12 protein-coding genes and 1 pseudogene are annotated in these 12,715 nt (G+C 46.2%); 3 read left to right on the top strand and 10 right to left on the bottom strand.

The window, feature by feature from the left end; translation table 11 throughout:
- From ACQY6Q_RS14870 to xerD, 3 genes and pseudogenes are all read right to left on the bottom strand, one after another.
- Positions 1-387 (bottom strand): annotated as a pseudogene (locus ACQY6Q_RS14870) (single-stranded-DNA-specific exonuclease RecJ); the annotation flags it as partial.
- Between the two features lie 82 nt (positions 388-469).
- Entirely contained in the window at positions 470-1,258 is a 789-nt protein-coding gene (gene dsbC, locus ACQY6Q_RS14865) for a bifunctional protein-disulfide isomerase/oxidoreductase DsbC (protein ID WP_427982553.1), read from the bottom strand.
- Between the two features lie 107 nt (positions 1,259-1,365).
- Positions 1,366-2,274: a site-specific tyrosine recombinase XerD gene (gene xerD, locus ACQY6Q_RS14860; protein ID WP_427982552.1), complete on the bottom strand. Its 909-nt coding sequence runs from the start codon at positions 2,272-2,274 to the stop codon at positions 1,366-1,368.
- Between the two features lie 101 nt (positions 2,275-2,375).
- Between xerD and fldB the strand changes: the two genes are divergently transcribed.
- Both fldB and ACQY6Q_RS14850 read left to right on the top strand, forming a co-directional pair.
- Positions 2,376-2,894: a flavodoxin FldB gene (fldB, locus tag ACQY6Q_RS14855; protein ID WP_427982550.1), complete on the top strand. Its 519-nt coding sequence runs from the start codon at positions 2,376-2,378 to the stop codon at positions 2,892-2,894.
- 434 nt (positions 2,895-3,328) lie between these two features.
- Positions 3,329-3,937 carry a PEP-CTERM sorting domain-containing protein gene (locus ACQY6Q_RS14850; protein ID WP_427982548.1) on the top strand — a complete coding sequence of 203 codons (609 nt, stop codon included), beginning with the start codon at positions 3,329-3,331 and terminating at the stop codon, positions 3,935-3,937.
- 61 nt (positions 3,938-3,998) lie between these two features.
- On the opposite strand, the gene ACQY6Q_RS14845 is transcribed toward ACQY6Q_RS14850, so the two are convergent.
- The 3 genes from ACQY6Q_RS14845 to ACQY6Q_RS14835 form a co-directional block, all read right to left on the bottom strand.
- A complete protein-coding gene (locus ACQY6Q_RS14845) occupies positions 3,999-5,360 on the bottom strand; it encodes a methyl-accepting chemotaxis protein (protein ID WP_427982546.1) in 1,362 nt (453 codons plus the stop codon).
- A 185-nt stretch (positions 5,361-5,545) separates the two neighbouring features.
- Complete coding sequence (brnQ, locus tag ACQY6Q_RS14840; protein ID WP_427982544.1) at positions 5,546-6,853, bottom strand: branched-chain amino acid transport system II carrier protein; 1,308 nt, start codon at positions 6,851-6,853, stop codon at positions 5,546-5,548.
- 129 nt (positions 6,854-6,982) lie between these two features.
- Positions 6,983-7,702, bottom strand: coding sequence for a tRNA1(Val) (adenine(37)-N6)-methyltransferase (locus ACQY6Q_RS14835; RefSeq protein WP_427982543.1), 720 nt, complete (start codon positions 7,700-7,702; stop codon positions 6,983-6,985).
- A gap of 97 nt (positions 7,703-7,799) precedes the next feature.
- Between ACQY6Q_RS14835 and srmB the strand changes: the two genes are divergently transcribed.
- Positions 7,800-9,056, top strand: coding sequence for an ATP-dependent RNA helicase SrmB (gene srmB, locus ACQY6Q_RS14830; protein WP_427982541.1), 1,257 nt, complete (start codon positions 7,800-7,802; stop codon positions 9,054-9,056).
- Between the two features lie 78 nt (positions 9,057-9,134).
- On the opposite strand, the gene ACQY6Q_RS14825 is transcribed toward srmB, so the two are convergent.
- The 4 genes from ACQY6Q_RS14825 to ACQY6Q_RS14810 form a co-directional block, all read right to left on the bottom strand.
- On the bottom strand, positions 9,135-9,869 hold the full coding sequence (locus ACQY6Q_RS14825) for an OmpA family protein (RefSeq protein WP_427982539.1): 735 nt from the start codon (positions 9,867-9,869) through the stop codon (positions 9,135-9,137).
- 321 nt (positions 9,870-10,190) lie between these two features.
- Positions 10,191-10,967: a peroxide stress protein YaaA gene (gene yaaA / locus ACQY6Q_RS14820; RefSeq protein WP_427982536.1), complete on the bottom strand. Its 777-nt coding sequence runs from the start codon at positions 10,965-10,967 to the stop codon at positions 10,191-10,193.
- A 17-nt stretch (positions 10,968-10,984) separates the two neighbouring features.
- Positions 10,985-12,103: a PilT/PilU family type 4a pilus ATPase gene (locus tag ACQY6Q_RS14815; RefSeq protein ID WP_427982533.1), complete on the bottom strand. Its 1,119-nt coding sequence runs from the start codon at positions 12,101-12,103 to the stop codon at positions 10,985-10,987.
- 8 nt (positions 12,104-12,111) lie between these two features.
- Positions 12,112-12,715: type IV pilus twitching motility protein PilT (locus ACQY6Q_RS14810; RefSeq protein WP_427982530.1), on the bottom strand; the 604-nt coding region annotated here is incomplete at its 5' end.

Below are 12,715 nucleotides of genomic sequence, written 5' to 3'. Positions count from 1 at the left end.
GATTAACTCTGCCCCCTTGGCCGCCGCTAGTTCGACGATTTCTGGACTCAAGCCATAGCCATACTCAAAACGGTTCGGCACTAAAAAGTCGACTTTACTGAAACCAAATTGCGGTAACCCAGCCATTAACAAGGCGGTACTGGTAGCACCGTCGGCGTCAAAGTCGCCCACAATCAGTACTTGTTTACGTCGCATTAGGCTGTCGATTAACAGCGCTACCGCATCATTCATGCCCTGCAAGCCTTGAAATGGCAACAAGGCTTGCGCTCGGCGCTCAACATCAGCGGCGCTTTTCACTCCCCGACGCGCATAGACTTGCTTTAACAGTTCAGGCCATTCACTGGGTAAGGATTGGGTATCAAGGTTTTCTCGGCGGCGTAATAACACAGTCTGATTTACTCTAATTCATCATATAAAAAAGGCTCCTCTTTTCAACCAAAGTAGGAGCCCTATATCGGCAAGCTGGGGCTTAACTACCTTCTAAAAACTCCAACAAGGCCGCAGGTGGACGATAGCCCGGCAGCATAGAACCATCTTCCAATACCATGGCTGGAGTACCTCTTACGCCAAAGGCTTCACCTAGTTGGTATTGCTGCAATACATTGTTTTTACAGCTTACAGGGCTAATCGCTTTGCCATTTTTAGCTTCGCCAATAGCGGCTGCTTTATCCTCTGAACACCACACACTCTGCATTTGCCCATAAGCTGGCGAATCGACGCCACCACGAGGAAAGGCCAAATAACGTACGGTAATGCCTAAATCGGTGTAACCCGGTAAGGTTTCCAGCTTCTTGGTTTGCGGGTTCTTTTCTTGATAGGTGTAAAGCTCGTGATGCAACTTACGACAGTAACCACAGCTGGTATCGGTAAATACCGTTACCACGTGTTTCTCATCTTTAGCTTTAAATACGATCATATCCTCTTCAAAGCTCGCCAACTGCTTAATGCGCAGTTTAGCCATGCTTTGTTCGGTCAGGTTAGTGCGGTTTACCAAATCAAATAAGCTACCTTGAAGCAGGTATTGGCCGTCTGGGCTCACATAGAACATGCCCTGACTGGTGGCAATTTCATAAATGCCCGGCAGCGGCGTTTCAGCAACGGAGTCTACTTTAACTCCCAAACGCGCCTCTATCACTTGCTGGGTTTTTAGCGGATCAAGCTTGCCTGTAGCGGATTCACTCGCTTGAGCACTCCACACCGAGCCTAAGCTAAGGCCGAACAGACTCATTGACAACAATAGGGCCTTGGATAACTTCATTAATAATTCTCCGGAAATGGGTATTCAAGCAGACCGTATAAACTCTGCAAAACTTACCGCCTCAGCGGGTTAATTGCAAAATTTTTCATCTAAGGCTGCTCCAGCAGCTAGGCACGCGGATGATGCTGGTGATAAACACTGCGCAAACGCTCGTTAGCCACATGAGTATAAATTTGGGTCGTAGACAGGTCACTATGGCCAAGTAACATTTGTACCACCCGCAAATCTGCACCGTGATTGAGCAAATGCGTAGCAAAAGCGTGGCGCAGAGTATGTGGCGACAAATGGCTTTTTACCCCAGCTAACACCGCATAGTGTTTGATTCGATGCCAAAAGGTTTGCCTTGTCATTTGCTGGCCCCGTAAGCTGGGGAACAATACATCACTCTCCTGCTTAAGTAACTGGGGACGCGCCTGCTTAAGGTAGCCCTCAAGCACATCTAAGGCTTGCTCGCCTAGCGGCACTAAGCGCTCTTTACCGCCTTTTCCCACTACCCTGACCAAACCTTGGCGCAAGCTTAGCTGCTCAATTTGCAAACTCACTAACTCAGTCACCCGTAAGCCGGTGGCGTAGAGTACCTCTAACATGGCTAAGTCGCGATGTTGGATCGGGTCAGTTAAATCGGGCTGCTCTAACAGTGCTTCTACTTCGGCCTCACTCAAGGTGCCAGGTAGCTTCTTCTCTAGCTTAGGTTGCGCCAACAAGGCACAGGGGTCATCTTCACGCAGCCGCTGCTGAATTAAAAAACGGTAAAAGCGGCGCAACGAAGATAGCTGTCGCGCCGCACTGGCTGGCTTTTGCCCCTGCTGATAGCGCTGGCTAATAAAGGCTTGTAGGTCTAGGGTTTGCGCCTGCTCTAACTGAATTTGCTGGGAGTTAAAAAATACCAGCAACTGCTGCAAGTCGTTCCGATAAGAACTAAGGGTATTTTCCGCCAAACCATGCTCAAACCACAGCTGTTCGATAAAACGGTTAATTAAAGGGTGGTCGACTTCACTGGCTTTAGTACTTGGCATTGTTCTCACTGCTTAGGCTTCAAGACACGGGCGTATTGGTGTTAGCTGAGGCTTTTGATACACTGCCGCGCAGCTCTCCACCTGCATGAAGGAAGTTTACTATGCGCATTGGTCTTTTTTATGGCTCATCTACCTGTTATACCGAAATAGCAGCGGAAAAAATTCAAGCTGAATTTGCCGAACAGCAACTTGATATGTTCAATATCAAAGACTGTGATGTGCAACAAATGACTGACTACCCAGTGCTAATTTTAGGTATTTCTACTTGGGATTATGGCGAATTGCAGGAAGATTGGGAAGCAGTATGGGACAACCTTGAAGGGCTTGATCTAGAAAATAAAACCATCGCCTTGTTTGGTTTGGGTGACCAAATTGGTTACAGCGAGTGGTTCCTCGATGCCATGGGCATGCTGTTTGAACAACTCGCCCCTTCCGGTGCCAACTTCATCGGCTTTTGGCCCAACCAAGGCTACGAGTTTGAAGCCTCTAAAGCCCTCACCGAAGACGGCGAATATTTCTTTGGATTAGCACTAGACGATGAAAACCAATACGACCTTAGCGATCAACGCATTGCTCAATGGTGCGCGCAGTTGAAACAAGAGCTTGCTACGCTGGCTTGATATTCTAGGCTTCAATAGTGACTCAGCACTAAACTCAAATTCCACTTTGTCCACATTAAAATGAACCGAATACTGAGTAAGTAGCGACTTACTCTTGTAAGCCCCTAAGCTCCGACAGTCGAAATTGTCAGATAATTTTACAACTTCGACTGATAGACAAATGTCCTACCATAAAACATGCCAATAAAATATCACTCGTAAATTCCTTAGGGCCGAAAATAATGAATGATAAAAATGTAATTTATCTATTATTTCATTGGTATGGATTCACATACCTGAACCCTTGCGTCGAGCTTTGACAATTGTTTATAGCTGTAACGAAAACACACTGGTGTTGTTCTTGCTTAAAAATTCACCAGCGATGAGTAATGCTTCACTAGCTGCTCTGATGGTTCGCTGATGTAGAGAAAAACTCACCAGCAAGGAGCACGAACATGCAAGTAACTTTCAACAAACAGTTCATCTTTCTGTTAATCAGTCTGACTCTGTCACTACCACTCAAGGCAGGGGTAATTATTGACACGATCACCGTCTATTATAACCGAGGGACCTCACTTACCCTTAACTTTGATGACACGATATACCAACCCATCCCTTATGGACCTGGAGACTTGCAGTTGTCATCCATTAGTTCAATAAGCGGCATTTTTACCACTCCTGGATTTGCATCAACAATACAGATAGAAGATCTACAAGGCGGAAGCTATATAGGCATCTACATTGATGATTTACTCAATGTAAGCCTAACTAGTTTTTATCTTAATTATGCTAATAATGAAGGCTTTTTAGCTAAATACTTAGACTACTATTTGTCCACTTCTGATAGCTCACTATATCTAGAATACTGTAGTTACAATGGCAGTCCCGACACCTGTGGTTTTCAAAGCGAAACTTGGTCAATGACTGATTATACCGTCAGCAGCCGCGAAGCTAATAACGTCAGCGTAAATGAGCCTACAACCTTGATACTGCTTGCTCTCGGTTTATTCGGTTTAGTTTGGAGAATGCGGGGGGGCCTAACTGGGATGGAAGGTGCTCATTAGCAAGCGCCGTGATGCTTTCACGCGCCCTGTTTACTAAAGATAGGCGCGTGAAGGCTTAGGCTTACACTTTCAGCTCTTTGGTCAGCTGTTCTAACAGCTCAACTTGCTCTAACAAGGTTTTTATCGACTGCTCAGAACCTTGTACTAATTCTGTCACTAATACGGTTTGGTCGCGCAATTGGTGAGTATCTTCAGAAATTCCCGTGGCGACGGCGCCCTGCTGTTCTGAGGCAGTAGCAATCTCAGAAATCTTAGCAGACACCGTATCGGTTCGCTGGCTAATATCGGCAATCGTTTGATGTACGCCGCCCATCATATCCTTACTGGTTTCGCCGCGTTGTACGCTTTCTTTAACCGTGCGACTTAAGCCTAAACTAGTAGTCTGTAGTTCTTCAATCATCGATTGAATTTTCACCGTAGCTTGCTGGGCTCGTCCTGCTAAGCCACGCACTTCATCGGCGACCACGGCAAAACCACGGCCTTGCTCACCAGCCCGCGCCGCTTCAATCGCCGCATTTAACGCCAACAAGTTAGTTTGTTCTGAAATGGCTTCAATGGTGGTGACCACTTCACCAATTTCTTGAGTTCGCTGTTCCAGTTGATTTACCGCTAGCTCTGCACGCTGCACATCCGACATTAAATTGTCGATAGCATCCACCGTTTGCTCAACTTTTTGCCGGCCCTCACTGGTGGCTAGGTTGGCTTGGCTGGTTTGCTCTGCAGTATCGTTGGCATTGGCGGCAACATTGCGAATAGTAGATACCATTTGCTCAATAGCACTGGCCAAGGAATCCACTCTATCTTGTTGCTGAACACTCAGATCGCTGCACTGCTCACTAGTTTGGTTTAACTGCTCACATAAATCTTTCACCATGGCGTTGCTGGCGTTAGTCTCACTGACCAACTGATGCTCTCGTACTGCCACTTTGTCGATAATGATGGCGATAGAGCTAAACTCATCACGCACTGGGAAGTAATTCAAACGGTGGGTTAAATCCCCCTTGGCTAAGAGGTCGAGCGCGCGATGAATTTGGTACATAGCACCACCAATAAAGGTCATCACGTAATAAAACAGCAAACCGGCCACAAATAAAATGGCCACGATACTGGCATATTGCCAGGCTGAAAATAAGCCAAATATAGAAGTCTCTTGATGCAGAGAGGACACTTTGTCGCCACGTAAAGCATACCCCGCTTGCGACAACATTCCAGCTAATTGCTCGGGCTGGGCACTAATAACTTGAGTTAACAATTGAGCTTCTTGCTGGCGAACTTGTTGTAAATGCAGCTGCACATTACTAGAAACAATCAACAAAATGCCAACCAATGCTAACATTGGAAAAGTAAACATTAATAAGAACTTTTCCTGCAACTTAAGGTGCACGTTAAAACGATCAATCCACCTAAATGGGACTTCTTTCATGGCAAACTCCATCTTGCGCGGTGCAAAACTAACAAAAATTCATAGTATGGTGGGCAAGCAATGAATACGAGATGCGGTAGGCTATGATTTTAGGCGGCTAAATAAAATTTTACCTTTATTAACCTATTATGTTGCTAAGAATGGAGGATTGCGCCGAATTATTAGCGGCGCAAAGCCTAGAGCAGTTAGGCGGTCTCGGTAAGCGCGGCTTTCTCTGAACGAGCAAATACACTGACCAATACGGCGGCAAAGGTAGGCAGTAACCAAGCAAAACCTTGCGAGAAGCCAGGCAGAAGACTGAAGGCGTCCATGTTCACACCGGCAGCTTTTAATCCATCCATCAAACCAAATAACGCCGCCACACCAATAATTAAGCGCGCCGCCATGTGAGGACGGTTAAACCAATTAACCAACAGGTTGAAGGCAATCAACGCCACCGCAACAGGATAAATACCAATCAGAATCGGGATAGACACAAGCAATAACTGATCAAGACCGATATTGGCCACCAAGGCACAACAAGCAGCCGTAACAATCGCGGTGAGTGAATATGAAAATTTGCTGTTATCACTCACATAAGTAGAGAATGACGAAATACCACCAATTGCCGTAGTGAAACAGGCGAGAGTGACAATAGTAGCCAGTAACCACTGGCCTTTAAGGCCAAAAAGTACGTCCACATAGGCAACAATAATTTGCCCGCCGTTTTTCGCTTCTGGCGCTACCCCGGTTGCCGTGGCACCTAGATAAAATAGCACTACATAGAATAGCGTTAAGCCCACCGCCGCAATTAAGCTGGCTTTCACCAAATAAGAGAATTGGGCGCTCTTACCACTAATACCTTTGTTATTTAGCGCATCAATCATCAATACACCAAACATCAACGCAGCTAAGGCGTCCATGGTGTTGTAACCATCAATGAAGCCCTGGCCAAAGGGCATATCCGCAAAGCTTTGCTGGGCTGGCGCGATCTCGGCGTAAGGATGAGCAAATACGCTCACACCAATAACCGAAATACACACCACCAGCAACGGGGTAATGACTTTCCCAACGCTATCAATTAAACCACCACGACGCAGAATAAACAGCAAGGCCGCCACAAAGTAAAACAGTGAATAACCGAGTAAAGTCGCCTGAGAAGCATTTTCAACTAAAGGCACAAGCCCCAGTTCATAAGCCACCAAACAAGTACGTGGAATACCAAACATTGGCACTAATACCAAATACACCGTGAGGGCAATCAGGTTAGCCACTTTGCTCGGCAAATAGCGTCCTAAATGAACAAGGCCACCGCCAGCCTTAGCAATGGCCAGCAAGCCCAATAGCGGTAAACCCACAGCGGTAACTAAGAATCCAAACATGGAGACAAGTAAATTATCTCCGGCCAAAAGACCAGCCATTGGCGGAAATATTAAGTTTCCGGCACCTAAAAAGAAGGCAAATACCATTAAACCTAAACTAAGGGTATTCCATGCGCCAAGCTGTTTGGTCATGCACGCTCCTGCTGTAAATTGTAATCAAGAATAAAATGAGGGCGGCAGTATATAGCATGGCCATAGAACATAAAACCAGTATATGTAACCAAATAATATAACTTTGATCTACAACATCACCAATATATTCTACATTTTTAGATACAAATCTTCACATAGCTTTATGTAATCTAAGCTATAAGACCTATCCTGTTGATAGATAACAAGCTGTTCTTCAACACATGGACTTGGCTGGCGCTCAAAACGTAACAAACAACGAATAGCCGGTTTGTTCGCCAACGATTGAACTTGTACTCGATGAACCAAATACCATTGCTGTTGGGCGGCTTGGTTGATCCATTGTGCAGCCACATCACAGGGTAAAATTAGCGCCACGGCCGAGCCCTGATGACAGAGTTGTGGCAAGGCGAGAAAAAACTCAGCCGCACTTAATGTGCCACTATGTCTAGCCTGCTGGCGTTTCTGTTCAAAGCTTTGCCCAGCAGGAAAATACGGCGGGTTAGACACAACTAAGTCATAACGATGAGTGCTAGAGTATTGCTGCATACTGCACTGGTGAACTTGAATGGCTTGCGGCCAAGGACTATGTAACACATTGTCACGGGCCTGCTGGCAAGCATCGGGTTCTAAATCAATGGCATCAATCTTGGCATTACCGGCACTACGTTGCGCCATAATCAAACTAATTAAGCCCGTACCCGTGCCCACATCTAAGATTTGCTTAGCCCCTTCGAGGTTGAGCCAAGCGCCAAGCAAGATGCCATCGGTGCCAACCTTCATTGCGGTTTGCTCATGAGCCACATGAAACTGCTTAAAAGTAAAACCTGGACGCTGATAATGTTCGATCATTTCTTGCTTGCCTTAGTTTGGCGCTATACTATGCCGCGAATGTAAATGACCCGCGCTACTGATTCAAGTCAACGGCGCCTGACTATCTGGTAGATTTATGACCTTTGAAGATCTCGACCTAGACTCACAAATATTATCTGCAGTGAGCGCTATGGGCTTACAAAAAGCCACAACAATTCAACAGCAAACCATTCCGGCAATGCTTGATGGTCGAGACGTACTTGCCTCTGCCCCCACCGGCACCGGCAAAACCTTGGGCTTTTTGCTACCGGCTATTCAGCATCTACTTGACCACCCGCGTCGTAAAGCCGGTCCCGGCCGTGTACTAATTCTCACGCCAACCCGAGAGTTGGCCATGCAGGTAGCCGATCAAGCTCGCCTCGCCACCGCCGGTACTAAGTTAAGCACTATCGATATTACGGGTGGGGTTAAATACGACGTTCACGCCGAGCAGCTCAAAGGCAATATCGATATTGTTATCGCCACGCCCGGCCGCTTAATGGAGTACATCACCTACAAGGTTTTTGATACTCAGGCCATCGAGTTACTGATCCTCGATGAAGCAGACCGTATGTTAGACATGGGCTTTATTAAAGACATGGAAACCATCAGCGACGCAACCAGTGAACGCAGCCAAACCGCGCTATTTTCAGCTACCCTTGAAGGCACAGGTTTATTACGTTTTGCTGAAAAAGTCATGCAAGACCCAGTACGAATTGAAGTGGAATCACCACGCCGTGAACGCGCTAAAATTCATCAAATTTTGCATTACTGCGATGATGCTTCACACAAGTATCAATTATTGCGTCACTACTTACTAAACGAAGAAATTGAGCGCTGCGTGGTATTTGTTAAAACCCGTGAACGCCTCTATACCTTAGCCGAGCAGTTACAGAGTGATGAGATTAAAGCATCTTATTTACGCGGCGAAATGGCCCAAGATAAACGTAATCAAGCCATGCAATCCTTCCGCGAAGGCCAAGTTAAGATCCTAATCGCTACCGATGTCGCGGCGCGCGGTTTAGATGTACCAGAAATTAGCCATGTATTTAACTACGACATGCCACGCAGTCCCGATGTTTATGTACACCGTATTGGTAGAACAGCGCGTGCTGGGCGTAAAGGTATCGCGATTAATTTAGTAGAAGCGCACGACATGGGAGTATTAGCCAAGATCGAGCGCTATACCGAAGAGCCAATCCGTCGCCGAGTGATCGACGGACTTCGCCCTACTCATCGCATTTCTGCACCTCCAGCGAAGAAGAAAAAGCCAAAAACCGTTGAAGATAAAAAGGCCGCTAAGAAAAAGGCCAAAGGTCGCGCTAAAAAGCTGGCTAAAAAAGCCAAGAAATAAGCCGCTCAAAAACAACAAAAGCCACGTTAATCACGTGGCTTTTTTAGTTACTAAAGCTTTTTAAAGATAAGGTTAAACTTAGTAAACGCGAACTTCCACACGGCGGTTGTGCGCGCGACCATTCTCGGTTTCGTTGGTCATAGCTGGCGCCATTTCGCCTTTAGCTTCTTTAAGAGTATCATTGGCTGGAACACCGGCGTCTAACAAGGCTTGCACCACATTGGCCGCGCGACGTTTACTCAAATCCATGTTGTAATCTTTAGGACCAGTACTGTCGGTATAACCCACCGCATCCACGTTGAGTTCATTAGCAATCACCACATCTGCGATACAATCAATTTTCTCTTGCTCTGACGCGCCATATTGGTCTTTATCAAAGCCAAACATAATGGTGGCAAACCCAGTCACTTTTTCGCCGTCAACCGAGACATACGGTTCACATTCTTGAGGAATGATCGGTAGCATCACCACAGGCTCAACCACTTCTTCAACAACAGTTTCCTCAACCACTTCTTCCACCATCATTTCTTCAACCATGGGGCAACCACTGGCATCCACCTCAGTACCCATTGGTGTATCAGGGCACATGTCACTAGTATTAGCGACGCCATCTTTATCTTGGTCTGGGTTAGCACAGACTATAGCACCAACAATACCTCCTCCAACTGCGCCACCGCCCCCACCTAACGCGGCACCAAAACCAGCACCAATAAGTGGACAAAGAATCCCTGCATCGCCTTTCGGTGCACTTGTACAACCCGCCAAACTGGCAGCACCCAAAAGCGTTAAAACAACTGCAATCTTATTATTCATATAAACTCCATTTAGCCTTAGTTGGCAAACACCCTAAATAATTCTTATAAAAAATAAGTCACCTATTTACCCTGCTTAACTCTTTAGCTAACCCACTCTACGGAGGCTCTTTAATGATATTGGCAGCCTTAAAGTAAAAACTCAAGCGAAGGAATTGCAATAGCAAGGGACGCAAATACCTAGTGTTGCTAAATTTCCACTACTTATAAATGCTGAAAGGTAAAGTGTAGTTTATTAACTACAATAAATGTGAAAATTTCATCAATAAAAAAGCCCCGTCAGTACGGGGCTAAGCTATGTGAAGAAGTAATACCGCATGGCTTAATCTTGTTGATCGCGCAAAAACACCAGTTCTTTGGCGCTAGAGCTGGCTTCGTCAAAATAATAACCTTGGCTATCAAATTCACACAGCTGGTCAACACTGCTAATTTGTTTATCAAATAAATAGCGCGCCATTAAACCACGCGCTTTTTTCGCATAAAAACTAATGATTTTGTACTGACCATTTTTTTGGTCTTTAAATACTGGGGTAATCACCGTGGCACCTAGCAGCTTAGGTTTCACCGCCTTAAAATACTCGTTAGATGCCAAATTAAGCAAAATATTATCACCCTGCTCGGCAATCGCCTGATTAAGCTTATCGGTAATGATCTCGCCCCAAAACTGGTACAGATTGCTACCACGAGGATTAGCCAACTTAATCCCCATTTCTAAACGATAAGCCATCATTAAATCCAAGGGGCGCAACAAACCATATAAGCCGGAAAGGATCCGCAGATGTTGCTGGGCATAGTCCAGTTGTTGGCTGCTAAGGGTGTTTGCCTCCAAGCCGGTATAAACATCACCTTTAAAGGCAAAAATCGCCGGCCGAACCAAGGATGGCGGTAAATCACTACTCCATTCAGCAAAGCGAGCCGCATTTAAACCGGCCAACTTATCGCTGATTTTCATCAAACTGGCGATATCAGCCGGAGTTAGTTGTCGAGCCACTTCAATCAACTCTTCGCTATGTTCTAAAAGCTCAGGTCGAGTCGACGAATAACTGGGTAGTTCCGAACTAAAATCCAAGGTTTTAGCTGGTGAAATAACCGCTAACATAATACTCCTTTCAATGCTTAATAATCGATGGTCACACCATCTAACATGCCGCTGTCTAAGTTATTCGATTTATCTGTGCCTTGCAATTTAATCATCAGACGTAAATCGTTAGGTGAATCGGCATGGGCAATGGCTTCGGCGTAACCAATCACGCCATTTTCGTAGAGATCAAACAAACTTTGGTCGAAGGTCAGCATGCCCTGTTCACGCGACTTGTTCATTAACTCTTTGAGTTTGTGCATCTCTCCCTTACGGATTAAATCAGCCGCCAAAGGCGTATTCAGCAAAATCTCAAACACCCCGCGACGGCCATTGCCATCTTTAGTTGGCACCAGTTGCTGAGCCACAATCGCCCGCAGGTTAAATGACAAATCGAAACACAATTGACGATGCCGCTCTTCTGGCACCAAGTGCATAATCCGATCCAATGCTTGGTTGGCATTGTTGGCGTGCAGCGTGGCCATACATAGGTGACCCGTTTCCGAAAATTGCAACGCAAACTCCATGGTTTCGCGAGTCCGGATCTCACCAATCAGAATCACATCGGGCGCTTGACGCAAGGAGTTCTTCAGTGCCTCGTCAAAGGATGGCGTATCAATGCCTACTTCGCGCTGGTTAACAATGCAACCGGCGTGTTTGTGCATGAATTCCACCGGATCTTCAATGGTAAGAATATGTCCACTGGAGTTGTGATTGCGATAATCGATCATACTGGCCTGGGTCGTCGACTTACCGGCGCCAGTCGCCCCCACAAACAGAATTAAGCCGCGTTTAGACAGGCCCACTTCTTTTAAAATTGGTGGTAATTGCAATTCTTCAAAACTAGGAATTTCCGTCTCGATACGACGGATCACCATGCTCGGCTGCTCACGCTGGTAGAAAGCACTGACCCGGTAGCGGCCTAAGCCTTGGCGAGCAATCGCAAAGTTAGCTTCGCGCTCTACTTCGAAGGCTTTCATTTGTGCTTCGTTGCGAATGGTCGACAACATCGACAGCACGTGTTCTGGCAACAATTTCTGGTCAGTCAAAGGGGTTAAACGCCCACTCACCTTGGCACTAGGAGGCACACCCACCGACAAGTACAAATCTGAGGCCTTACGCTCAGACATGTCACGTAATAGATCATCCAGTAACATAGACCCTCCTAAAAATTGTTGGGATCGGCTGATTTAAGTTTAGCGTCTTCATAAGACACCAGGCCTTGGTTAACCAAATCCTTAAGGTTTTGATCAAGGGTTTGCATGCCGTGGGCCATACCGGTTTGAATCACCGAGTACATTTGCGCCACTTTATCTTCACGGATCAAGTTACGGATCGCCGGAATACCGGTCATAATTTCGTGGGCGGCAACACGTCCGCCACCCAGTTTTTTCAACAGAGTTTGGGCAATTACCGCACGCAACGATTCCGACAACATCGAGCGCACCATGTCTTTTTCAGCCGCAGGGAATACATCGATAACACGGTCAATGGTTTTAGCCGCAGAGGTGGTATGCAAAGTACCAAAAACTAAGTGACCAGTTTCGGCGGCAGTGAGTGCTAAACGAATCGTTTCTAAGTCACGTAGCTCCCCCACCAAGATAATATCGGGGTCTTCACGCAAAGCTGAGCGCAGCGCATTGTTAAAGCTGTGAGTATCGCGGTGCACTTCACGTTGGTTAATCAAACAGTTTTTATTTTTGTGAACAAATTCGATGGGGTCTTCAATGGTCAGAATGTGCTCATGGCGTTGCTCGTTGATGTAATCA

Source organism: Agarivorans sp., assembly GCF_050295395.1.
Classification (GTDB): domain Bacteria; phylum Pseudomonadota; class Gammaproteobacteria; order Enterobacterales; family Celerinatantimonadaceae; genus Agarivorans.
The sequence above is the reverse complement of the archived record's forward strand: the minus strand, read 5'-3'. Positions and strand labels throughout refer to the sequence as shown.